We start from the raw sequence: 22,820 nt of genomic DNA, 5'->3' as shown, positions 1-22,820 counted from the left end.
TCAATGGCATTTAACCCACGTTCATTTAAGTTTGAGTTTGGACAAACCGGAACTCCTCCAGCTTTAGAAATTAATTTTCAAGATTATCCAGGCGGATGGTTAGGACAGGATGACAACAAAAACAAAGTTAAAGAATTGATTCGAGAATCCGTAGCGGTTTTGATTCCCATTGAGACCCCAGCTTTAATGGAAAAGGGAGGAAAATACCATGAGGAGTTTAATCAGCCCACGCAATTAAATGATCTATTCAAAACTCTCTACAAGGATTTAGATTCACCTCGTTTAGTAATTCTGGTACCGGTCAAATGTGAAAAATATATGCAAAACCCCCCAGATTTATTTAGAAAGGTGAGAGAAGAATATCAGAAAATGCTGAATCAGTTTGCGAGTGAGAAGTTATTGCCAAAAGTAGCGGTAGTGATTACTCCAGTTCAAACCGTTGGCAGTGTAGTTTTTTCACGAGTTGAGGAAATTGACAATCAGCCAATTTTCTACTATCGCAAAGGCCAGCCCAGCGACCCCTATCAGCCGAAAAATACTGAAGTTCCTTTGCGGTATCTATTGCGCTTTTTGCTGAAATTACATCTGGATAAGAGACGCGCTTCTATATTCACCAGAATTCTGGATTCTTTTGGTCGAAATGCTGAACTGAGAAATGCCGTCAGTCGCTTTGCACAACCCAGACCCGATGAAGCTGAGATTGTTCAAGGGATAGAGTTATTGAAACTATAAGGAGATTAATCATGGAACTTTATGTACAAAGCCGAGGGGTTTCTAAAGAGTATTGCTGGTTAGGTAAAAATCCAACGAAAAGTTCCAATCTGCCGGATAATTTCAAGCGAATGCTCGAAATGGTGGATGGCGATTATTTTTCTTTGGTGATTTATCGTGCCAATGGTCAGTTATCTTTATTGGTTACGGCCTTGAAATCGCAAAATCGCATCGATAACCGGACTCGGAAAATCAAAAATTCGGTTTTGTGGGTTGGTGATAATTCTGATGAAGAAACCTTGCGGGCGATTTCAATTCAAGCTTTGAATGGCAAGTTATCGGCTAAAATCGATCAAGCTGTTTTTTCTAAAAATAATACTCAAGGGTTTGAAGTCGATTTTGAGGAATTAGAACCGAAGAAGCTTGATCTTCCGTCTGTTGAAAATAACCGCGCTGATTCCTCTAAAAAAATCGGCAAATTATCCGCCTTGAAAGATAGCCTAATTGACGAACTGAAAAAGTATTGTTTGCCCATGCAAGAGGGGATGTTAGTTGTAGTATCCTCAACGGTATCTAAAGATAATCTTGAGCAAAAACAAGTTTGGCGTGGTTTGTCCGATGGGATTTCTGATGATGAGTGGATTCCATTGGAGGGTGATAAAGGTGGCAACTTTCGCGGTCAGCCTTCTGATTCTAATCGTGATCCTAATACATCTTCACAGCCAGAAAAAGGGAAATTTGGAACTCCTTATACGTCTCCTTCGGGTTTACCGACACCTTTTTCAGCCTCTTCAAGAAGTGATAAAAGAAGTCCAGAAGATTCTCCCCTAAAAAAATGGATACCAATTATTGTCGCTTTTGTAATCGGTTTATTAATTGGCATAGTTGGACATTACTTGTATTACAGTAATATTCCCAATATGCAAAAACAACAAATTGAACAGAATGAAAAAACAATTGGCGATCAGGAAGACAAAATTGCCGACCAGGATAAAAGAATTAATGATCAGGAAGACATCATAGTTAACAAAGAAAAAACTATAAAACAAAAAGACAAACTAATCGAAGACATCTTTAATTATGCCAAGGAATTTACTGATAAAGGCTTGCCCTTAATAGAGCGTATCAATGGAGTTCAAAAATAAATAACCGCCAGATATTTTAGGGTTATCGCGCATAATTGGGTCAACAGCCGTTGACCCCTAATCGGGTTTCTTGATCCTACGCGATCGCCCTCAAAATAAGTTACAATTAAAAAACGCAATAACTCCAACTCTTAAGTAGGAGAAAAATATGCAAATTCAAAGCAACCATGAAATGGGAAAAGTTTTCGCTACTCTAACAATTACTAACCGCGCCGACCAAATTCTAGCGGAGGCTGGGGTTAAATCAGAAGACCAAATACGCTCAATTACCCTCAAAAATGTATTAGTAGACACGGGTGCAACTACCCTATGTTTACCACAAGATGCGATCGCCAAACTGGGGCTAAAACTCCTTAAAGAAGTGGACGTAGCCACCGCTATGGGTATTGGTAAAGCCCGAATTTTCCAAGATGCCAAAATATCAATGTTTGAGCGGGAAGGAACCTTCGAGTGCTTAGAATTACCAGGAGGTAAAGATGCTCTTTTAGGAGTCATACCTTTAGAAGCTTTGGGGTTAGAAATCGACTTACAAAATCAAACCTTGAAGGCGTTACCCATCAGTCCAACAGAAACTTATTTAACGATTTTGTAGCAGAAGAAGGAGGAAGCAATTAAGAACTTCCTAACATCGAAGATGGGGCTAAAGCCCAACAACAAAAAAAGCCCCTCAATTGTTAGGTGAGGGGTTTCAAACAAGATATAATTAAAATGAATTAAGACTCAGCACCTTGGGGTAACAATTCCCGACTGGTGAGACTTTGGGACACCACCACTTGAGCGTTTTCATCGATATCGACAACAGCAGTATCCCCTTCTTTGATCCGTCCAGACAGAATTTCTTCTGCTAAACTATCTTCGAGTAACCGCATAATCGCCCGACGCAGAGGACGCGCCCCGTAACTGGGGTTGTAGCCTTCCTCCACTAACCTTTCTTTGAACTTGTCCGTCACTTCCAAGGTAATGCCTTTTTCGATCAAGCGTCCGAAGACTTCTTTTAACAGGATCACGGCAATTTCCTTGACTTCTTCCTTATTCAACTGACGGAAGACAATAATTTCATCCAAACGGTTGAGGAATTCAGGACGGAAATATTGTTTGAGTTCTTCATTAACCAAGTTGCGAATACGGTTATATTGGGCATCGTTTTGGTTTTCCGAGAACTCGAACCCTAAACCACCGCCACCTTTTTCGATCACCTTCGATCCAATATTAGACGTCATAATGATCAAGGTATTCTTGAAGTCCACCGTCCGACCTTTAGCATCGGTCAAACGACCATCTTCTAAGATTTGCAGCAACATATTGAAGACGTCGGGGTGGGCTTTTTCGATTTCATCAAATAGCACCACCGTATAGGGACGCCGACGCACCGCTTCGGTGAGTTGTCCGCCTTCGTTGTATCCCACATAGCCTGGAGGCGACCCAATTAACTTAGAAACCGTGTGACGCTCCATGTATTCGGACATATCCAAGCGCACCATCGCTTCTTCTGACCCGAAGAAATAGGCTGCTAAGGCTTTGGTTAATTCGGTTTTACCCACCCCAGTCGGCCCAGAGAAGATAAAACTGGCGATCGGTCGGTTGGGGTTCTTCAGACCCACCCGGGCGCGACGAATGGCACGGGAAACGGCTTTAACCGCTTCATCCTGACCAATTAAACGTTGGTGCAGGGTTCCTTCCATATTCAGCAGTTTTTCGGACTCAGACTCGGTGAGTTTGTTCACCGGAACCCCTGTCCAACTGGCCACAATTTGGGCGATGTCTTCTTCGGTGACAATGGGGCTATCGTCTTCGCTGCGGGTGGTTTCGGCTTTCTTGGTTTGACTAATAGTCCGAATTTGAGCCTTAATTTCCATTTCCCGATCGCGCAATTCTCCCGCCCGATCAAAGTCTTGGGAACGCACCGCTTCGTCTTTTTCTTTAAGAACTTGGCGCAGTTCTTTGTCCAATTCTTTGGCCGCCGGAGGCAGTTGGGAATTGATTAAACGCACCCGGGAACCCGCTTCATCCATTAAGTCAATGGCCTTATCGGGTAAATAGCGATCGCTAATATAACGATCCGACAGTTTAGCCGCCGCTTCGAGGGCCTCATTGGAAATTTTCAGTTTATGGTGTTGCTCATAACGTTCGCGCAACCCAAACAGAATTTCAATGGTTTCGGAAACCGAAGGTTCACCCACCATCACGGGTTGGAACCGACGTTCTAAGGCCGCATCCCGTTCAATGTGTTTGCGGTATTCATCTAAGGTCGTCGCCCCGATGCACTGCAACTCGCCCCGGGCTAAAGCGGGTTTGAGGATATTAGCAGCATCGATGGCACCTTCGGCCGCCCCCGCCCCGATCAGGGTGTGGACTTCATCAATAACCAGGATGACGTTACCCGCAGTGCGGATTTCATCCATGATTTTTTTCAACCGTTCTTCAAATTCCCCGCGATATTTGGTTCCGGCGACCAGTAACCCAATATCTAAGGTGACAACCCGTTTATCCTCTAAAATATCGGGAATATCGTTCGTGGCAATGCGTTGGGCCAAGCCTTCGGCGATCGCAGTTTTACCAACACCCGGTTCCCCAATTAACACTGGGTTATTTTTGGTACGCCGACCGAGAATTTGGATCACCCGTTCGATTTCTTTTTGGCGACCGACCACCGGATCGAGTTTACCTTCGGCGGCCATTTGGGTTAAATTTGATCCAAACTCATCTAAAGTTGGGGTCTTGGTACGACTGCTACTACCTCCGGCAGCAACTTCAGCCGTTTCACCCAACATCCGAATTACTTGAGTCCGAACTTTCGAGAGGTCAACCCCCAGGTTTTCTAAGACTCTGGCGGCGACGCCTTCCCCTTCCCTGATCAGACCGAGAAGCAGGTGTTCCGTGCCAATATAGTTATGTCCCAGTTGGCGAGCTTCTTCCAGGGACAGTTCCAGAACTCTTTTGGCGCGAGGGGTAAAAGGAATCTCGACGGCGACAAACCCCGAACCTCGACCAATGATTTTTTCCACCTCGATCCTGGCATCTTTGAGATTGACTCCCATTGATTTCAGGACTTTGGCTGCAACGCCTGTCCCTTCGCCGATCAGACCCAGGAGGATCTGTTCAGTTCCCACGAAGTTATGCCCCAGGCGACGTGCTTCCTCCTGGGCTAACATGATGACTTTAATGGCTTTTTCTGTGAAGCGTTCAAACATGGCTAATTCCCATCACCTGTTGCTTACCCGTTACGCTAATTTTAGCGTGAGACTTCTAACTTCGGAAAAATTAAAAAGTTGACTCAAAAACGAAAGGGTTCATTTTTGGACTTTAATTTCTCGCTGAATCCGTTTCTAGGTCGGCGTTGTCAGGTTTTGCTTCCAATCGGAATTGTTTTCCCCATTGGCGTTGACCTACAACTTGCCCTAGAGAGTTCTGTAAACTACCCACAGGGATCAAGATTTCAATAGGTACAGCCTACCCTAAATTTAATTTTGATTCTGTATAGAGGTTGTCTCTCTAATAGCCTCAACTGTGTTGAGGCTAAGGATTACTTTCGATTTTAATTGATTTATTGATGGATTCTAGCACATTGATTTCAGAACCGTAGTAGCTTAGATCGGGTTTGTAAGCTCCGTGGTTAACTTTAAACAAATTTCTTGATACCAGTGATACAGAATTTGGGGAAAATGAGGATGATGGAGATCCCCTCGCCACAAAATTAGGGCATCTTCTCCGGTATCTTGATAATATCCTTTACGACGTCCTGCTTCTTTAAAGCCAAATTTCTTATATAAATTAATCGCAGGTTGATTAGAAACTTTCACCTCTAGGGTGGCTCGTTCTAGTTTACGTTTCCAAGCCGATACTAATAATTGAAATAATAACGCCTGACCTAAACCTTTGCCTTGATATTCTGGATCAATCGCTAAAATAGTAATATGAGCTTCCTCTAATATTGCCCACAAACAACCAATTCCGATTAATTCATTCCCTGAATTTCCTCCATGATTTAATTCTATTTTAGGTAATTGAAACTCTTCTTTTTTATGTTCACTATTCCCTATTTCTTGTTCCGGTTTCCAGATAATTAAATCACTATTCGGACTATCTATTTCCCGTTGATAACCGTCTTTTGTCCAAAGTCCCCCTAAACACCGTTGATCGAGTTCCACCACAGCAGAAAGTTGATTTTCTGTTAACGGTTTTAGTTCTAAATATTGTTTTCCCATTTAAACGAACATCTTCTAACTAACCTTCTATTCTATTGTAACGCATTGAATAACTAGAGATTATGATCGAATAGTAATTTCATACTTGGATTAAAACGGATAACAAGATCTGAATATTCCATTAACTCAAATATTTTTTTTAAATTAAGATTTAAAACCCTTTGCCCATAGTAAACTACTGCCCAATTAGTCACCGTATAAAGATATTTGAGAGATTGAAAACGAGCGTGTCTTTAGACCTGAGAGTGTCAACCGACTCCTATTGGGTTTTTTCCTAAAACTGAATCTTCCAAAATCGAAAATAATGATTACAATAATCACTATATAGCAATCCTATTTGAGTTATAGGAATAAATGGGCCTGAAACCCAGGCACAGCAAGGAGCCAATATTAGAACCTATTTAGTAGGATTGCTATATCTTGATTTGATTGTTACCCTTGATTTATGAGGAAAAAAAACTGAATGGTTGATCATGCCCAAACCCAATATGCTTCTAAGCAAATGATATCTGGCGCTAATGTTGATGAGCATACCAGTCGGGAAACTGCCCTAGTCGCAGCCCGAGCCGCAGATGACCGGAAAGCAGATAATATTCTGGTTCTGTGTGTGTCAGAAGTCTCTTATTTAGCGGATTATTTTGTAATTGTAACCGGTTTTTCCCAAGCTCAACTCCGGGGAATTTCTCAAGCGATTTCAGACCAAGTAGAAATAGAATTAGAACGACTTCCCCTGAGAGTCGAAGGCCAAGGCGAGGGCAACTGGGTTTTAATGGATTATGGTGATGTGATTGTCCATATTTTGTTACCTCAAGGACGGGATTTCTATAAATTAGAGGCATTCTGGGGTCACGCCGAGCGAGTCAATTGGCAATCGGATTAATTAAACTCTAAAATCCTATTGAGAAGAAGCATCATCCGTCTGACTCGTAGGATTTATTTGACTATTCAATGCTTGAATTTCTTTTTCTACCTTTTCTTTCGCTTCCTTTGCTGCTGGATAATCTGGACGATATTGTAAGGCTTTTTGATATGAAGAAATAGCCTCTTGGTAATGCTTTAAGTTCCCTAAAGCATTACCGCGACGGTACAAAGAGTTACCTCGATAGCTTCTTTTTTTAACGATTAGCGATAATTTCATCATCGGTTGAAAAATCAACTTCTGTTTGATCTAAACCTCGGGCTAAATAATCATTTTCAAAGGAATCTTTTAAACCGGAAATTAAATCAAATTCGGGTGTCCAGTTTAAATCTTGGATAGCTTTATGCACATCAGCAAAAAAGTGTTGAACTCGCATCGGAAATGCTTTACGTTTGCCAAAATCAAACTGTTTAGGATCGTAATGAATCAGTTGAATTGTATCCAATGATTTCCCCGCAGCAATAGCACAGGCCTTAGCTAAACCATCGAAGGTAACATAACGTTCTCCTGAGATATTATATACCTGACCAATAGCGTTTTGATTCCCTAAAACCGCGGCCATTGCGGTGGCTAAATCCTTGACATGACCTAACTGGGTGAGGTGAAATCCATTCCCCGGAATTGGAATTGGACGACCCGCCACAATCCGATCAAAAAACCACGATTCTAAGGGATTATAATTTAATGGCCCATAAATATAGGTAGGGCGAATTGATGTCCAGGGTAAATTTTGGGCTTGCAAATAACTCTCGGTTTCGTATTTACCTAAATGACGACTTTTCGGGTCAGTTGCATCCCCTTCAATATGGGGCATTTGATCAGATTTTAAATACACTCCCGCCGAACTCATATAAATAAAATGTTGTACCCGATCTTTAAATAAATCTGCGAGGGGTTTTGTATCATTTAGTTCTCGTCCATTATTATCAAAAATGGCATCAAATTGTTCGTTAGCAAGTTTTTCTTGAATTTGGTTAGCATCGGTGCGATCGCCATGAATTTGTTTAATTCCTTCAACGGGTGCAGGTTTTTTACCACGATTAAATAGAACGACTTCATGCCCTTGTTTAACTAATATTTTAGTTAAATAAACCCCGATAAATCGGGTTCCACCCATGATTAAAATTCGCATTTTTATCTCCTAAAAAATTTCAATAATTCCATAGAGGCGTGAACGCCTCACTACGAAAAAAATTCCGGTCTAAAACCAACAATTAATAAATATAAATTGCCCCGGTATTTTGAATATTAATTGCATTATCTCCGGCAACACCAGCCGCCGTTTTTACGGTGACATTAACCTGATTATTTTGCACATCAATTCTATAATCCAGAACGGCGGCTCTAGCGATAGAATTAATGACAATATCAGAATTAACCGGAACATTATTAATTGTAAATTGGCCCCCTGGAGCAATTTGAGTATTCGTTTTTCCGGTAGTTAATCCCGTTTCTAAATTATATCCGGTTTGATTCGTAATGGTAACAGTTATCGGTTGATTAGGATTAATTCTGGCTACGGGTTGCCAAGCCCCAGGGGTATAGGTTTGGGCGGGAGTTCCCTGAATTACGGGTACTGGAATATCAATTGGATCTTGAGCTTGAACGGAGGACAGGGATAAAAAAATAATCCCCATACCGAAACAACCTGTTAACAAAAAAGGATGGAAAGGATTAGGGAATTTGATCATGGATTTCACCGAGCATAACTGATCACTGATTACTGATCACTGATTACTGATCATGCGGATACTTAATTAACGGAACATACTGCTCACAGAGCTATCTTCATGTATCCGCCAAATCGTTTCACCGACCAAATTAGCAACAGATAAAACCTTTAACTGTTCAAACTGTTTCTCAGGTATGATCGGAATTGTATTAGTCACAATGACTTCCTCAAGTAACCCACTCGATAGACGTTCGATGGCAGGGGGAGAGAAGACCGCATGGGTGGCGCAGGCGTAGACTTGACGCGCTCCTTCTCGACGGAGTAAACGAGCGCCTTCACAAATCGTTCCAGCCGTGTCAATCATGTCATCGACTAAAACGGCGGTTTTACCCTTAACATCACCAATTACATTCAGAACTTCGGCGACATTATGGGCTTGACGGCGTTTATCAATAATCGCTAGGGGTGCGTCATTGAGTTTTTTAGCAAAAGCTCTAGCCCTGGCGACTCCACCGACATCAGGGGAAACAACCACCAGATCGGGTAACTGTTTGCTGATCAGGTAATCCAAAATTACCGGAGAACCATAGACATGATCAACCGGAATGTCGAAATACCCTTGAATCTGGGCTGAGTGTAAATCCATGGCCAGAATCCGACTAGCACCCGCTTCAGTAATCAAGTTGGCCACTAATTTTGCGGTGATTGACTCACGACCTGCGGTTTTGCGATCGGCTCTAGCATATCCGTAATAAGGGATAACGGCTGTAATTTGACGAGCAGAAGCCCGTTTACAGGCGTCAATCATGATCAATAACTCCATTAGGTTGTCATTGACCGGATAACAGCAGGGTTGAATCAAATAAACATCACAGCCTCGAATGGACTCTTGAATCTGGATGTAAATTTCTCCATCAGCGAATCGCTTACGAACCATTGGCCCTAAGTCAATTCCTAAATAACGGCTTACCTCTAGGGAAAGAGGAATATTTGCCGACCCCGAAAATAGTCGTAACCGACCATGATCAGCAACCAATGGCTCAGAATAAGGAAGGGGCAATATAGCAGAACGGATCACAGCTAACCCTCACAGTTCATTCACAGTTCATTTGTCACAATTTTATCATGAATTTATCGGTAATCGGTAATCCATAATCGGTAGTCTGTTATCAGTGTTAACCTTGAGGATTGTGCCTAAGCCTTATAATATAAGGAATTAATTTTTTATTAGTGGTTTTTCCCAATACTCATCTCCATTTACGCATGACTCAAACTGCTATTCCCGTTGGAACAATTCTGCAAAACCGTTACCGCTTGATTAGCATTTTAGGTCAGGGGGGTTTTGGTCGTACCTATTTAGCTGAAGATCAAGGAAGGTTTAACGAGCGCTGCGCCCTGAAGGAATTTATTCCTGTCCAAACTGGAACCTACGCTCTACAAAAGTCCCAAGAACTATTCCGCAGGGAAGCGCAAATTCTCTACCAAATTCGTCATGCTCAAATCCCACAATTTGGAGCGGTTTTTGAAGAAAACCAACGGTTATTTTTAGTTCAAGATTATGTGGAGGGCAAAACTTATCACGCCCTATTAATGGAGCGAAAAAATACCACTTCTGGGTTTCCAAAAACCTTTACAGAGGCAGAAATTGTGCTGTTTTTAAGGCAAATGTTGCCGATTTTAGCTCATATTCATAATTTAGGAATTATTCATCGAGATATTTCTCCTGATAATATTATTTTACGTTATCAAGATCAACTCCCGATATTAATTGATTTTGGGGTGGTGATTGAATTAGCTACCCGAATTAATACCCCGGATTTAACCTTACCTCCGGCGACTCGGGTGGGAAAATTAGGCTATGCACCTTTTGAACAAATTCAAACCGGACAGGCGTTTCCCAGTAGTGATTTATATGCTTTAGCGGTGACGGCAATTGTTTTATTAACCGGGCAAGAACCCCAATATTTATTAGATCAAACGACTTTATCTTGGAATTGGCGACCCTATACTCAGGTTAGTTCTAATTTTGCTCAAATTATTGATAAAATGTTAAGTCAGCAACCGAGCGATCGCTATCAATCGGCCCCAGAAGTTGAACAAGCCCTACAAACCCTAAATCAGCCGTTGAATTTTCCCCCAACACAGCAAAATCAACCGCGTCCGACTCCTGTACCGACTCCCCAAACTTCTAACCCCGATTTTTCTCAACTTCCCACCCTGGCGGTAGGACGGCCGTTAGTAACTCCACAGGTACAACAGCGAGCCCAGAATAATCATAGTCCTGTGGTTCCCAACAATCCCCAACTTCCTGACCCTGATGTTTTGGGATCTCAACCTATCTGGGAAAAACCCGCAACGATAATCGTGGTGGGTGTTTTGGTCGCTTGTTTAGCGGCTTGGGGTTCCTGGGCTTTAGTAAAAGGATTGCTTAAAGCCAATGATCGTTCCCCTGATGATAAGTCTTCCCAGGTGAATCCGCCCAGCGCGAGTCCGTCTATTCCCTTACCCGGAATACCATTACCAAACTTGACACCGCCTCCGAATTTACCATCCCCGCTTCCGACAACGACTCCAGCAGGGGTGCCAACATCCTCCACAGAACGCCTAAATTTGGCTGTTGATGAGTTACAGGTGTTTAAGGGTAATCTCAAGGCGAATCAAACTATTAATTATGTGGTTCCTGCGGAAGCGGGACAACAGTTTTATGCGTCTGTCAGTGGAGATGGAGTGTTATTAACCTTGGTTGGCCCAGATGGACAAACAATTAATCAACCCACATCGGTATCTTCATGGCAGGGAACTCTCCCTTTAAGCGGGGATTATACGGTGATTCTGAATATTCCTGGACTACCCGAAAGCAACTATGAGTTAAAACTGACTTTAATTAATACCCGTACCCCGATTACCCCCCCGGAACCGGTACCTGAACCCATTCCCTCTGCTGAACCTGAACCGATACCTCAACCAACTTTTGCACCTGAACCTGAACCGATACCTCAGCCAACTTTTGCACCAGCACCCCAACCCACACCACAACCCACACCACAACCCACACCCCAACCCACACCACAGCCCACACCACAGCCCACACCCCAACCCACGCCCGAACCTACACCCGAACCTACTCCACAACCTACACCCGAACCTACTCCACAACCTACACCCGAACCTACCCCGGAACCAACCTTAGAACCAAGTCCCACCCCGGAACCTGCCAAGGAAGGAACCCTAGCACCGAGTCCCGTTCAGTGAAACTGAATCTAAACCTACCTGACCCGATACCAATACTCGATTTCGTCCCATTGCCTTAGCTTGGTATAGGGCGGCATCGGCTGCTACATAAAGTTCCTGCAATATAGTCGTCTGTTTTATCGCGATCGCACTCCATCGAACTCACGTTGATCAAATATTTTAAGGTGCAATGCGATCGCTCAGGCGGTGGCTAATGTGGCTTTAGCTCGACAAAGGGGGGGATTTTTGAAAGGTTAGAACGCAGAATTATTTCATTGAGAGGGTCAGCAACTATAATAAAAAGCTGAACTTAGGTTTCTAAAACACAAAGATCAGTCAAAATCAACCTCAATTGATGAGGTCGGATGAGATTGAAGATCAGAAACCTCAGTCCAACTTTAAAACTCCCTCTGTTGCTTGTGAAATCGCGACTAGAAAATTCTTAACTGTTCATGACTAAGGGTTGATTGTGAGGGTTTACTACTCCCTACCCGTGCTCATCACCGTGTTACGATGGCGACAGAGAGAGAATAGTGGAAGAAGAAGGAAGATAAAATACATGGAAGAGATCATTAAGTCGATATCCTTTGATGGAAGGGATATTCGACTCAAAATAGGTTTACTTGCGCCACAGGCAGGTGGAGCCGTATTAATCGAGTCTGGAGATACATCAGTTCTAGTGACTGCGACTCGCGCCGAAGGTAGACCCGGATTGGACTTTCTGCCCTTGTTGGTGGACTATGAGGAGCGACTGTACGCGGGGGGAAGAATTCCAGGGGGATTCTTACGCAGGGAAGGTCGTCCACCCGATCGCGTTACCTTAACCAGTCGTTTGATTGACCGTCCCTTACGTCCTCTGATTCCCCATTGGTTGCGGGATGATATTCAGGTTGTGGCCACAACTCTGTCGATGGATGAACAAGTACCCCCGGATGTTTTAGCGGTGACGGGTGCTTCTGTAGCGGTGATCTTGGCAAGAATTCCCTTTTTTGGCCCGATGGCTGCGGTACGAGTTGGGTTAGTCGGAGATGACTTTATTATCAATCCGACTTACCGGGAAGTCAAAAATGGGGATTTAGATTTAGTCGTGGCGGGTTCCCCTGATGGCGTGGTGATGGTGGAAGCGGGTGCGAACCAACTACCGGAACAGGATATTATCGAAGCGATCGACTTTGGTTATGAAGCGGTTTGTGATTTAATCAAGGCCCAAGAGGAATTAATGCGGGACTTAGGAATTGAGGTCAAACCCGGAGAGCCCCCCGAAGGAAATCAGGGGTTAATCCAGTTTGTCCGCGATCGCGTCACTCTCCCGGTTAAACAGGTTCTCAAACAACATGATCTGGATAAAACCGCCCGGGATGCCAACCTAGATAAAATCAAGGAAAGTGAGGTGATTGCTCCGATTGAAACTCTACCCGCAGATGATCCACTCCGGGTGGCGGTGGCTGAGGATTCTAAGTTGGTGAGTCAGATTTTCAAGGACATCACCAAAACCTTGATGCGTCAGCAAATTGTTGAAGATAGCGTGCGGGTGGATGGTCGTAGCTTGGATCAGGTGCGTCCGGTATCTTGTAAGGTCAGTTGTTTACCGAAACGGGTACATGGTAGCGGTTTGTTTAATCGCGGTTTAACTCAAGTGTTGTCAATTGCCACTTTAGGGACGCCCGGAGATGCTCAGGATTTGGATGACTTGCATCCCCAGGAAGAAAAACGCTATATGCACCACTACAATTTTCCCCCTTATTCGGTTGGGGAAACTAAACCCATGCGATCGCCTGGACGTAGGGAAATTGGTCATGGAGCTTTAGCGGAACGGGCCTTAGTTCCGGTATTACCTTCTAAGGATCAGTTTCCCTATGTGATTCGGGTGGTTTCAGAGGTCTTATCTTCTAACGGTTCAACTTCTATGGGTTCGGTCTGTGGCTCGACTCTGGCGTTGATGGATGCCGGGGTTCCGATTTCTAAACCCGTGAGTGGGGCGGCGATGGGATTAATTAAAGAAGGGGAAGAAGTTCGGATTCTCACTGATATCCAAGGAATCGAGGACTTTTTAGGAGATATGGATTTCAAGGTGGCGGGGACAGATACCGGAGTCACTGCCCTACAAATGGATATGAAAATCACCGGGTTGCCGATGAAGACGGTGGCGGATGCCATTCATCAAGCTAAACCAGCCCGACTGCATATCCTAGAAAAAATGTTGGAGGTAATTGGCAAACCTCGTTCGGATTTGTCTCCCTACGCTCCTCGGTTATTAACCTTAAAAATCGATCCCGATTTGATTGGTTTGGTGATTGGGCCTGGAGGGAAAACCATTAAGGGGATTACCGAAGAAACCGGAGTCAAAATTGATATTGATGATGATGGTACGGTAACAATTGCTTCCACCGATAGCGAAAATGCGGCTCGCGCCTATCAAATCATTCAAGGCATGACTCGCAAACTGAATACCGGGGATGTGTATGTGGGCCGAATTACTCGGATTATCCCGATTGGGGCATTTGTGGAATTACTTCCTGGTAAGGAAGGGATGATTCATATTTCCCAGTTAGCAGATTATCGGGTTCCTCGGGTGGAGGATGAAGTCTCCGTCGGGGATGAAGTGATTGTCAAAGTTCGGGAAATTGACAGTAAAGGTCGGATTAATCTGACCCGTCTGAATATTCACCCCGATGAAGCTGCGGCTGCACGGGCGGCAGGGGCGAAATAGGTTAGGGGGAATGGGTAATGGATCTGTGTTTTTATCCTAGACTAGATCCCCCTAAATTCCCCTGAAAAAGCAGCATATTTTACAAAATTGGGGATTCGATTTGACTCTCCAATTAATTCCTCAAATTGAACCTGATGTACAAGAAATTGACACTCCTACCCCTACGCTACGCTAAAGGGGTGGGATTCTCGTATCTAGCCCAATCAAATAAAGACAGGTAATTATATTGATTTTTTTGATTATTAACAATAGAATCATGAACACGGATGGAAAAACGTGCTAAATAATCTTCGCTTAATTGTCCAATCGCTTTTGCTATTACTGAATTAGTTATATTTTAATAAAAATATTAATCAATAGGAAATCGTTATTTAGATAAACCTTTCGATGCTCCCAAGTTAGGAAAACGGGTTAATATTGGTGCAGGAGCCAAGATTTTAGGGGATTTAACCATTGGAGATGATGTTTGTATTGGAGCCAATGCGGTTGTGCTTTCGGATGTGTCATCGGGTCAAACTGTTGTTGGAATTCCGGCTAAAATAATTTCTTCAAAATCTTCTAAAAATCCAGAATAAACGATTGCGTTAAACACTTAATTGGGAGTCGGTGCGAAAGCGGGAATGATAGCCTATAATATTTTCCTAACCACCCTGGCAATTGCTATAAATCATCTGTTCAGAGGCATCTTCAAAGAATACCAAGACCAGTTGTTTTCCTAAATCCCCTATATCTTCAACTTTATCAACGATGACATATAAGTTAATACATTCGGGTCTTGTAGGATAACAATTTCTGGCAATTCTCTTAATTGTAAAGGTTTTATCCTCTTTTTTTCTAATTTTATCAAAGACTTCTTCCAGACCGATTAATTGTGGAAAGGGATTTCCGGCATAAACTCCCACTTGAAGATGTTGGGGATAATCGCAATAATAAATCAAATTAGGTGATAAATATTGAATGATCAATTGATCATCGATCACTAAATACTCTATTCCTTTAAAACTTAGGAGATTTTGGAAGCCAGAAACCGATGGTATGGGGGAATTATGTTCTCGAATTTTATTGTTAATAACCGGATTTAATCTATAGCCCATCCCATAAACATTTTCTATGATTTCTTCAGAATATTTGACTTTTTTAAATGCTTTCCTGATACTTTTGATATGGGTTCTTATACTACTATAGGTAGGAATATGATCCATATCCCAAAGCCGATTGATTATGAAATCATAGCTTAAGATATAGTTGGGGTGTTTTAAAAACAATAATAATAATTGGTATTGTTTGGGGTATAAGTCAACAGTTTCATCCTGATAAGTGACTCTACATGAATCCGTATCTACGCAGATTTGACCAGGGAATAACATATTCTTATCCTCGAAAAAAATAAATTAAAAAAAGATTTTGATAAAAATTGGGAGGTTTAGGTCTGCCTAAAAACTTTTTAGGATCAGATTGCCATTCCTTCGTTTTGTAATACTTATGTACCCAATTCTAAAGCAATATCTGTACTTAATCCGATATATTAACTTGATTGCGAAATTCCTGTGCTTTCTTATACATCTGCACGCTTATAACCCACAAAATCTGATTTTTCTTCCAGCAAATTATAAAAAAATTATTAAATTCTGCTTAAAACTCCGTATTTACACAAAGTTTACACAGTTGCTTCGTAATCTTAATGATCAAAGGGTTCCGTAAAAATACGGAAGCGATAAATAATAAACAAAGGATAAGAACTATGGCTACTAATAGCTTTTTACTCAATCCATTTACCGGTGCTCCTGCTAAAGTTAATGTAACTTTGACTGATAATGGTTCAAATCAAGTTGAAGTTAAACTAGACGTTGTTTCAGGCTATATTGCTGACATCGTAGGTTTTTTTGCTAATTTTAATAATGGGTTGACTGTTAATCAGAACTTTAGTATTGACCCTAACACTCTATCTTCAAGTCCTAACGCAATAACAGGTGTTGCAACAACAAGTCCAGACTTCAAAAAACTCTATTTGGATGATTCAGGTTCAACTATCGATGGGATAGAAGCTCTTGATAATGACGTTAACCTGAATGGAGGGGGAGATCAGCGAACCTATCAACTTGGTGTCCAAATTGGAAAAGGCGGTAAAGGACAGGAAGATGATTATCAATCAGTAACCTTTAATCTTTTAGCACCCGGTTTAGATGTAAGTGATTTTAGTAAGATCGGGATACGATTACAAAGTGTAGGTGCGGATAGCAATGGTAATGGTACTATAGAAGAGGGTGAACGTGGTGGAAGTAGCAAACTTGAAGGTGAAGTCCCAAAAACCTTCAATATATCCGGTACAAAATACTTAGACCAAACAGGTGACGGTATTATCACAGGTGATCCAGGACTTGGCGGGGTAGAAATCTTCATCGACAAGAACAAGAGTGGTTCTTATGATGAGGGAGAACTTAAAACGACCACTGCTACTGATGGTACATGGTCTTTCAATAACCTTGGTCAAGATGCCTTAGGCAAAAAAGTTTATGAAATTCTACCTGATGGCTATACCCAAACCGTTGGTAATGATGGTTATACTTTACCGACTGTAGGTGGTCAAAACCAAACGGGTTTAAATTTCGCTAATTTCAAACTATTCAATATATCCGGTACGAAATACTTAGACCAAACAGGTGACAAGATTAGTTCAGATGATACAGGACTTGCCGGCATAAACATCTTTATCGATAAGAATGAAAATGGTTCTTATGATGAGGGAGAACTTAAAACGACCACCGCTACTGATGGTACATGGTCTTTCAATAACCTTGGTCAAGATGCCTTAGGCAGAAAAGTTTATGAAATTCTACCTGATGGCTATACCCAAACCGTTGGTAATGATGGTTATACTTTACCGACTGTAGGTGGTCAAAACCAAACGGGTTTAAATTTCGCTAATTTCAAACTATTCAATATATCCGGTACGAAATACCGAGATAAAAAAGGTGATGGTATCACCACAGATGATACAGGACTTGGCGGGGTAGAAATCTTCATCGACAAGAACAAGAGTGGTTCTTATGATGAGGGAGAACTTAAAACGACCACTGCTACTGATGGTACATGGTCTTTCAATAACCTTGGTCAAGATGCCTTAGGCAAAAAAGTTTATGAAATTCTACCTGATGGCTATACCCAAACCGTTGGTAATGATGGTTATACTTTACCGACTGTAGGTGGTCAAAACCAAACGGGTTTAAATTTCGCTAATTTCAAACTATTCAATATATCCGGTACGAAATACTTAGACCAAACAGGTGACAAGATTAGTTCAGATGATACAGGACTTGCCGGCATAAACATCTTTATCGATAAGAATGAAAATGGTTCTTATGATGAAGGAGAACTTGAAACGACCACTGCTACTGATGGTACATGGTCTTTCAATAACCTTGGTCAAGATGCCTTAGGCAAAAAAGTTTATGAAATTCTACCTGATGGCTATACCCAAACCGTTGGTAATGATGGTTATACTTTACCGACTGTAGGTGGTCAAAACCAAACGGGTTTAAATTTCGCTAATTTCAAACTATTCAATATATCCGGTACGAAATACCGAGATAAAAAAGGTGATGGTATCACCACAGATGATACAGGACTTGGCGGGGTAGAAATCTTCATCGACAAGAACAAGAGTGGTTCTTATGATGAGGGAGAACTTAAAACGACCACTGCTACTGATGGTACATGGTCTTTCAATAACCTTGGTCAAGATGCCTTAGGCAAAAAAGTTTATGAAATTCTACCTGATGGCTATACCCAAACCGTTGGTAATGATGGTTATACTTTACCGACTGTAGGTGGTCAAAACCAAACGGGTTTAAATTTCGCTAATTTCAAACTATTCAATATATCCGGTACGAAATACCGAGATAAAAAAGGTGATGGTATCACCACAGATGATACAGGACTTGGCGGGGTAGAAATCTTCATCGACAAGAATAATAATGGTTCTTATGATGATGGAGATGATGTCAAAACCACTACAGCTACTAATGGTACATGGTCTTTCAGTAACCTTGGTCAAGATGCCTTAGGCAAAAAAGTTTATGAAATTCTACCTTCTGGCTATACCCAAACCGTTGGTAATGATGGTTATCTCCTACAGGGTAAAGACCAAACGGGTTTGAATTTCGCTAACTTCAAGCCCTATGGTTTGGGTAAAACCCCGGGTTTCTGGAAACAATCACAACATTTTCAGTATTGGCCTAAGTATATTGAGGGAGAAAATCAGGGAAAATTTGTTTACAACACTACTGACAAATTTAGTACAACCTTTGGTGTAGGTACAACAGATGGTGGTCTATTCAAATATCCCACTGATAATTCTGGTGTTAAATGGTTTACGGACAGTCTCATAGGGGCTTTAAGTGCAGAAGGCAGTACGGGCGCTGGTGCAGTCAAAACCTATGGAAATATTAGTGCCTTGGGTCGTTCAGCTACAGCAGCTTTATTGAATGCTACCAGTGATGAGTTAAATAACTATGTCAAAGGCTCTAATATTAACTACATCATTGATGAAGATTTGTTATCACCAAATGATAGAACATTTCTTAGCACCAAAGTAGATGGAATCTTCGATATTGATGGGTCTCGAATTGGCCCAGCAGATGGCATTATTAGCTCTCAGGAAGTGATCAATGCTGTTAAAGATGTTTTCACTATTGGTGGTGGGCTTTATGGTGCATTAGATGTTAATACTCTTGCCACAGCCTTTGACAAAATGAATAACATGGGTGGTGGCTAATTACCCATCAGTAGGTAGGTAGGAAGAAACAAAAGGATGTAAAGATCAATAAAATTTTCATTACATACTTTTGGATTTTCCCCCCTACCTACTTAAACCTTCCCATTTATATTTTTTTTAAATCAATAGACAAGATCGCTGGTATCTATATTCCTCATTGGCATCTTGTTCATTTTTTTGTATAATTAATTTACCCCCAATATAAATAACTAGATTCAATAATGAAATTATGATTCAAATTGAAGATAAACCCCAAATTCAATCTCTCTCCCTAGAGGAATTTTTAACCCAACCCGAAACCAAACCCGCCCAAGAATATATTAACGGAGTTGTTTATCAAAAACCCATGCCAAAAGGAAAACATAGCCTCATTCAAGGTCGTCTAAATGACACCATTAATCAAATTGGCGTACCTGCTAAAATCGCTTACAGTTTCCCTGAGTTACGCTGTAGTTTTGGCGGGCGTTCTATTGTTCCTGATATTGTTGTATTAGAATGGAAAAATATTCCCCTAGATGAACAAGGGGAAATCGCTAATGATGTTAATATTGCCCCAGATTGGACAATTGAAATATTATCCCCGGAACAAAATACAACCCGTGTAATTAATAATATTTTATTCTGTTTAAAACATCAAACACAATTAGGTTGGTTAATTGAACCCCAGGAAAGATTAGTATTAGTATTTAAACCTAAACAACAACCGGAAGTATTTGAAGGAGAACAAATTTTACCCGTTTTAGATATATTAAAAGATTACCAATTATCCGTTAATGAATTATTCCGTTGGTTAACTTTTTAAGTGAGGAAGAAATCACAAAGGCACAAAGACGCTAAGAAATAGATAGGGGGTCATAAAGTTCCTGGGCTTTGCTTATGAACCAGATAGAGAATCTGCGAGGTGTTTTTTTAGGGTGGCGACGGGTAAGGGCCCTTGAAGATGTTCCCAAGGTAATACTTGATCTAAATCCCAATTTTGGTTAACATAATATTCCATAGTAGGTAATTTTCCCCGTAATTCTTTGAAGGCTCGCCGATAACTTCCTAGGGATTCTCCATAGTTTCTAACTAATTCTAATAGATCGGAAAGACGGCGATCGCCCCTAGAAAGTAGCGCTTGAATTACTGACCATTTATAACTTTCTGGTCTAAAATCTATCCCATTTGATTTTAACTGTTTTTCTAATAATTTTAGGCGTTTTTCGGCATCGGGATTCACCCCAAACCATTGAAAAGGAGTATGGGATTTGGGAACAAAGGTACTACAACCCAAGGTTAATCTAAAGCCTGGGGCAGATTTTTTTAAGGCTTTCATTAGGTCTACGGTGGCTTGTACATCCTCTAATTCTTCCCCTGGTATCCCCACCATCCCATAGATTTTCATACCCTGTAAACCGCCATTTTTAGCGTTAATAATTGCTTGCAGAATTTCCTCGTTTTCTAATTTTTTATTAATAATTTTTCGCAGGCGATCGCTACCACTTTCAACGGCAATTGTCAAGGTGCGAGTCTCTCTTTTTGCTAAGGTTTTTGCCAGTTTTTCGGTAACGGTATTAGTTCTAACTGAAGCAATACTTAACCGCACATCATCATATTTCGGTTGGGTTAAACAGTCTAATAATTGATCAAATTCTGGATGTTGTGTTACCGACGCCCCTAATAAACCTAAGCGTCTTGTTACTTGTAGTCCCTTTTCAATTGCTGGAATTAATGAGGCTTCTAAACTAGCAGTTCTAAAGGGTAAAGTCAAATAACTTGCTAAACAAAAACGGCACATTTCAGGACAACTACGAACCACTTCTACCATATAAATATTCTCCCAAGCTGCTTTTTCTGTTACGACCGTTGAAGCGGATAGAATATTGCCCCGATAGGTTTGTTTTTGAACTTGGGAAGGAATACTAGAATCTAGGGGTTTAATCTCTTGAATTTCACCGTCTAAACTGTGATAAGATACTTGATATAAACTGGGAATATAAATTCCAGGGATTTGTGCTAAATGTCGTAATTGAGTTAGGCGAGATTCATGACGCACCTGTTGATAAGCGTCGATAAAATTGCCTAATAAATTTTCCCCATCACCGAGTAAAATAATATCAAAAAAATCGGCAAATGGTTCTGGATTAGCAGTTAATACCGGGCCACCTCCAAAAATTAAGGGGTATTTTTCGGTTCTTTGAATTGAACGTAAAGGAATATTTAAGAATTCTAAACGCTCAAAAATATTGACATAATCAAGTTCCCAAGAAAAGGAAAAACCCACCAGTTCAGGATGTTGGGGTAAAGGTTCGTGTAAATCGGTAAATAGACGACTGACTTCTACATCTGAACGCACCGCTAAAGTTGCCCAAACCAGTTGATATCCTAAACTGGTAATCCCAACGGTATATTCATTTGGAAAGGCAAAAATAATTGGAATAGCATCTAAATTAGAGGGTGTCGGAGTAAAAAGTAAACGTTCAGCATCAAAGACAGAATCAGTCATCAGTCATCAGTTAACAGTTAACAGTTTAAGAGTTAACAGTTAACAGTTTAATATTCAACAGTTGAGTTGTTGGCTATTAACTGTTAACTGATAACTGATTAGACATCGTTCTTAGAAGGAAGAACCTACACCAACATAAGAACCATAGAAAAACAAACCAACTACCACTAAAACGCCAGTTCCGGCAACAGTGGCGACTAACCACAAAGGAAGTCTACCTGATTGCAACACAGTTATTACCTCGTTAATTCAAAGTTTAATTGACAAGGGATTTTAGATTTTGGATATGAGATTTAGGATAAATATTTTAGAAAAAAATATGTTTCTTCAATCAACGTTCGCGAAGCGTCACGAAGTGAATCCAAAATTGTTAAATCGAGAAAAAATCCAGTTAGTTAAAGAAATAACTGGAGAACAAAATACCCACAACAAAAACCAACAGCAAACCTAAATAGAGTGAAGTTCTGTTCAACTCCACAGGTTGGCGATTAGGATTATTACTGCGATCCATAGTTAGTCTCCTATCGTTGAATAAATTGCATAGCCGCGATCGCACCTAAGAAAAAAACCGTAGGTACTGCTAAAGTATGAATTGCTAACCAACGAACACTAAAAATCGGATAACTTATGGGTTCATTGGAACTGCCACCCGTTGCCATTTTATTAAACTCCTATGTCAACTATTTACTTGAAAAGTCGCTAATTTGTTTTTTGCTATTCAGGCGATCGCTTACAATCGGAAGTTCCTGCCGTTGTTGAGTAAAATACTCATCGGGGCGAGGAGTGCCAAAGGTATCGTAAGCCAGACCCGTGCTGATAAATAGCCAACCCGCAACAAATAAAGCCGGAATAGTAATACTGTGAATTACCCAATACCGGATACTGGTAATAATATCCCCAAAAGGACGCTCTCCAGTTGTACCTGACATCGTTAAATCTCCTCAAGGAAAAGTTAAATACTCAAATCT

Annotated in this window: 20 protein-coding genes and 1 pseudogene; 9 read left to right on the top strand and 12 right to left on the bottom strand. The window is 41.3% G+C overall.

The window, feature by feature from the left end:
* Window positions 1-3: 3 nt before the first annotated feature.
* From NMG88_RS17275 to NMG88_RS17265, 3 genes are all read left to right on the top strand, one after another.
* Complete coding sequence (locus tag NMG88_RS17275) at window positions 4-732, top strand: hypothetical protein (RefSeq protein ID WP_235759218.1); 729 nt, start codon at window positions 4-6, stop codon at window positions 730-732.
* Window positions 733-743: 11 nt separating this feature from the next.
* Window positions 744-1,856, top strand: a complete 1,113-nt coding sequence (locus tag NMG88_RS17270; RefSeq protein ID WP_042153858.1) for a hypothetical protein — start codon at window positions 744-746, stop codon at window positions 1,854-1,856.
* Window positions 1,857-2,004: 148 nt separating this feature from the next.
* Window positions 2,005-2,448: a retroviral-like aspartic protease family protein gene (locus NMG88_RS17265; RefSeq protein WP_042153861.1), complete on the top strand. Its 444-nt coding sequence runs from the start codon at window positions 2,005-2,007 to the stop codon at window positions 2,446-2,448.
* Between the two features lie 121 nt (window positions 2,449-2,569).
* On the opposite strand, the gene NMG88_RS17260 is transcribed toward NMG88_RS17265, so the two are convergent.
* Together NMG88_RS17260 and rimI are read right to left on the bottom strand one after the other, a co-directional pair.
* Window positions 2,570-5,047, bottom strand: coding sequence for an ATP-dependent Clp protease ATP-binding subunit (locus NMG88_RS17260; protein WP_042153862.1), 2,478 nt, complete (start codon window positions 5,045-5,047; stop codon window positions 2,570-2,572).
* 396 nt (window positions 5,048-5,443) lie between these two features.
* Window positions 5,444-6,061, bottom strand: coding sequence for a ribosomal protein S18-alanine N-acetyltransferase (gene rimI / locus NMG88_RS17255; RefSeq protein WP_026785488.1), 618 nt, complete (start codon window positions 6,059-6,061; stop codon window positions 5,444-5,446).
* A gap of 463 nt (window positions 6,062-6,524) precedes the next feature.
* Here rimI and rsfS point away from each other — a divergent pair, with 463 nt between their 5' ends.
* A complete protein-coding gene (gene rsfS / locus NMG88_RS17250; RefSeq protein WP_027250154.1) occupies window positions 6,525-6,941 on the top strand; it encodes a ribosome silencing factor in 417 nt (138 codons plus the stop codon).
* A 15-nt stretch (window positions 6,942-6,956) separates the two neighbouring features.
* On the opposite strand, the gene NMG88_RS17245 is transcribed toward rsfS, so the two are convergent.
* The 4 genes from NMG88_RS17245 to NMG88_RS17230 form a co-directional block, all read right to left on the bottom strand.
* Window positions 6,957-7,151, bottom strand: a complete 195-nt coding sequence (locus NMG88_RS17245; protein ID WP_158295759.1) for a tetratricopeptide repeat protein — start codon at window positions 7,149-7,151, stop codon at window positions 6,957-6,959.
* Between the two features lie 25 nt (window positions 7,152-7,176).
* Window positions 7,177-8,112: an NAD-dependent epimerase/dehydratase family protein gene (locus NMG88_RS17240; RefSeq protein WP_027250155.1), complete on the bottom strand. Its 936-nt coding sequence runs from the start codon at window positions 8,110-8,112 to the stop codon at window positions 7,177-7,179.
* Between the two features lie 82 nt (window positions 8,113-8,194).
* Window positions 8,195-8,617, bottom strand: a complete 423-nt coding sequence (locus tag NMG88_RS17235; RefSeq protein ID WP_235751387.1) for a hypothetical protein — start codon at window positions 8,615-8,617, stop codon at window positions 8,195-8,197.
* A gap of 120 nt (window positions 8,618-8,737) precedes the next feature.
* Window positions 8,738-9,730: a ribose-phosphate pyrophosphokinase gene (locus tag NMG88_RS17230; RefSeq protein WP_027250157.1), complete on the bottom strand. Its 993-nt coding sequence runs from the start codon at window positions 9,728-9,730 to the stop codon at window positions 8,738-8,740.
* Window positions 9,731-9,915: 185 nt separating this feature from the next.
* Here NMG88_RS17230 and NMG88_RS17225 point away from each other — a divergent pair, with 185 nt between their 5' ends.
* The 3 genes and pseudogenes from NMG88_RS17225 to NMG88_RS17215 all read left to right on the top strand — a co-directional run.
* A complete protein-coding gene (locus NMG88_RS17225) occupies window positions 9,916-11,904 on the top strand; it encodes a protein kinase domain-containing protein (protein WP_254035822.1) in 1,989 nt (662 codons plus the stop codon).
* A gap of 538 nt (window positions 11,905-12,442) precedes the next feature.
* Window positions 12,443-14,593, top strand: a complete 2,151-nt coding sequence (locus NMG88_RS17220) for a polyribonucleotide nucleotidyltransferase (RefSeq protein WP_027250159.1) — start codon at window positions 12,443-12,445, stop codon at window positions 14,591-14,593.
* A 353-nt stretch (window positions 14,594-14,946) separates the two neighbouring features.
* A pseudogene (locus tag NMG88_RS17215) lies at window positions 14,947-15,168 on the top strand (serine O-acetyltransferase); the annotation flags it as partial.
* A 66-nt stretch (window positions 15,169-15,234) separates the two neighbouring features.
* Here the strand turns inward: NMG88_RS17215 and NMG88_RS17210 are convergent.
* Window positions 15,235-15,960 carry a winged helix-turn-helix domain-containing protein gene (locus NMG88_RS17210; RefSeq protein ID WP_227381626.1) on the bottom strand — a complete coding sequence of 242 codons (726 nt, stop codon included), beginning with the start codon at window positions 15,958-15,960 and terminating at the stop codon, window positions 15,235-15,237.
* Between the two features lie 374 nt (window positions 15,961-16,334).
* Between NMG88_RS17210 and NMG88_RS17205 the strand changes: the two genes are divergently transcribed.
* Both NMG88_RS17205 and NMG88_RS17200 read left to right on the top strand, forming a co-directional pair.
* Complete coding sequence (locus tag NMG88_RS17205; protein WP_254035653.1) at window positions 16,335-19,367, top strand: hypothetical protein; 3,033 nt, start codon at window positions 16,335-16,337, stop codon at window positions 19,365-19,367.
* Window positions 19,368-19,596: 229 nt separating this feature from the next.
* The gene (locus tag NMG88_RS17200; RefSeq protein WP_254035652.1) at window positions 19,597-20,169 is read left to right on the top strand and encodes a Uma2 family endonuclease; all 573 of its coding nucleotides are present in this window, start codon (window positions 19,597-19,599) and stop codon (window positions 20,167-20,169) included.
* Window positions 20,170-20,241: 72 nt separating this feature from the next.
* On the opposite strand, the gene NMG88_RS17195 is transcribed toward NMG88_RS17200, so the two are convergent.
* The 5 genes from NMG88_RS17195 to psbE form a co-directional block, all read right to left on the bottom strand.
* On the bottom strand, window positions 20,242-21,852 hold the full coding sequence (locus NMG88_RS17195) for a B12-binding domain-containing radical SAM protein (protein ID WP_254035651.1): 1,611 nt from the start codon (window positions 21,850-21,852) through the stop codon (window positions 20,242-20,244).
* A gap of 111 nt (window positions 21,853-21,963) precedes the next feature.
* Window positions 21,964-22,083, bottom strand: a complete 120-nt coding sequence (locus tag NMG88_RS17190) for a photosystem II reaction center protein J (protein WP_072005193.1) — start codon at window positions 22,081-22,083, stop codon at window positions 21,964-21,966.
* Between the two features lie 160 nt (window positions 22,084-22,243).
* Entirely contained in the window at window positions 22,244-22,363 is a 120-nt protein-coding gene (gene psbL, locus NMG88_RS17185) for a photosystem II reaction center protein PsbL (RefSeq protein ID WP_071782613.1), read from the bottom strand.
* A 10-nt stretch (window positions 22,364-22,373) separates the two neighbouring features.
* A complete protein-coding gene (gene psbF / locus NMG88_RS17180; RefSeq protein ID WP_026785477.1) occupies window positions 22,374-22,511 on the bottom strand; it encodes a cytochrome b559 subunit beta in 138 nt (45 codons plus the stop codon).
* Between the two features lie 21 nt (window positions 22,512-22,532).
* Window positions 22,533-22,781: a cytochrome b559 subunit alpha gene (gene psbE, locus NMG88_RS17175; RefSeq protein WP_026785476.1), complete on the bottom strand. Its 249-nt coding sequence runs from the start codon at window positions 22,779-22,781 to the stop codon at window positions 22,533-22,535.
* Window positions 22,782-22,820 lie beyond the last annotated feature (39 nt).

It is taken from the genome of Planktothrix agardhii, assembly GCF_904830935.1.
In the GTDB taxonomy this organism is placed as follows: Bacteria; Cyanobacteriota; Cyanobacteriia; order Cyanobacteriales; family Microcoleaceae; genus Planktothrix; species Planktothrix agardhii.
The sequence above is the reverse complement of the archived record's forward strand: the minus strand, read 5'-3'. Positions and strand labels throughout refer to the sequence as shown.

Coding starts and splice junctions, on each gene's coding strand:
- NMG88_RS17225 (WP_254035822.1), top strand. CDS start 9,916: ATGACTCAAACTGCTATTCCCGTTGGAACAATTCTGCAAAACCGTTAC.
- NMG88_RS17270 (WP_042153858.1), top strand. CDS start 744: ATGGAACTTTATGTACAAAGCCGAGGGGTTTCTAAAGAGTATTGCTGG.
- NMG88_RS17240 (WP_027250155.1), bottom strand. CDS start 8,112: ATGCGAATTTTAATCATGGGTGGAACCCGATTTATCGGGGTTTATTTA.
- NMG88_RS17265 (WP_042153861.1), top strand. CDS start 2,005: ATGCAAATTCAAAGCAACCATGAAATGGGAAAAGTTTTCGCTACTCTA.
- rsfS (WP_027250154.1), top strand. CDS start 6,525: ATGGTTGATCATGCCCAAACCCAATATGCTTCTAAGCAAATGATATCT.
- NMG88_RS17210 (WP_227381626.1), bottom strand. CDS start 15,960: ATGTTATTCCCTGGTCAAATCTGCGTAGATACGGATTCATGTAGAGTC.
- NMG88_RS17220 (WP_027250159.1), top strand. CDS start 12,443: ATGGAAGAGATCATTAAGTCGATATCCTTTGATGGAAGGGATATTCGA.
- psbF (WP_026785477.1), bottom strand. CDS start 22,511: ATGGCAACGGGTGGCAGTTCCAATGAACCCATAAGTTATCCGATTTTT.
- rimI (WP_026785488.1), bottom strand. CDS start 6,061: ATGGGAAAACAATATTTAGAACTAAAACCGTTAACAGAAAATCAACTT.
- NMG88_RS17195 (WP_254035651.1), bottom strand. CDS start 21,852: ATGACTGATTCTGTCTTTGATGCTGAACGTTTACTTTTTACTCCGACA.
- NMG88_RS17235 (WP_235751387.1), bottom strand. CDS start 8,617: ATGGGGATTATTTTTTTATCCCTGTCCTCCGTTCAAGCTCAAGATCCA.
- psbE (WP_026785476.1), bottom strand. CDS start 22,781: ATGTCAGGTACAACTGGAGAGCGTCCTTTTGGGGATATTATTACCAGT.
- psbL (WP_071782613.1), bottom strand. CDS start 22,363: ATGGATCGCAGTAATAATCCTAATCGCCAACCTGTGGAGTTGAACAGA.
- NMG88_RS17205 (WP_254035653.1), top strand. CDS start 16,335: ATGGCTACTAATAGCTTTTTACTCAATCCATTTACCGGTGCTCCTGCT.
- NMG88_RS17200 (WP_254035652.1), top strand. CDS start 19,597: ATGATTCAAATTGAAGATAAACCCCAAATTCAATCTCTCTCCCTAGAG.
- NMG88_RS17260 (WP_042153862.1), bottom strand. CDS start 5,047: ATGTTTGAACGCTTCACAGAAAAAGCCATTAAAGTCATCATGTTAGCC.
- NMG88_RS17275 (WP_235759218.1), top strand. CDS start 4: ATGGCATTTAACCCACGTTCATTTAAGTTTGAGTTTGGACAAACCGGA.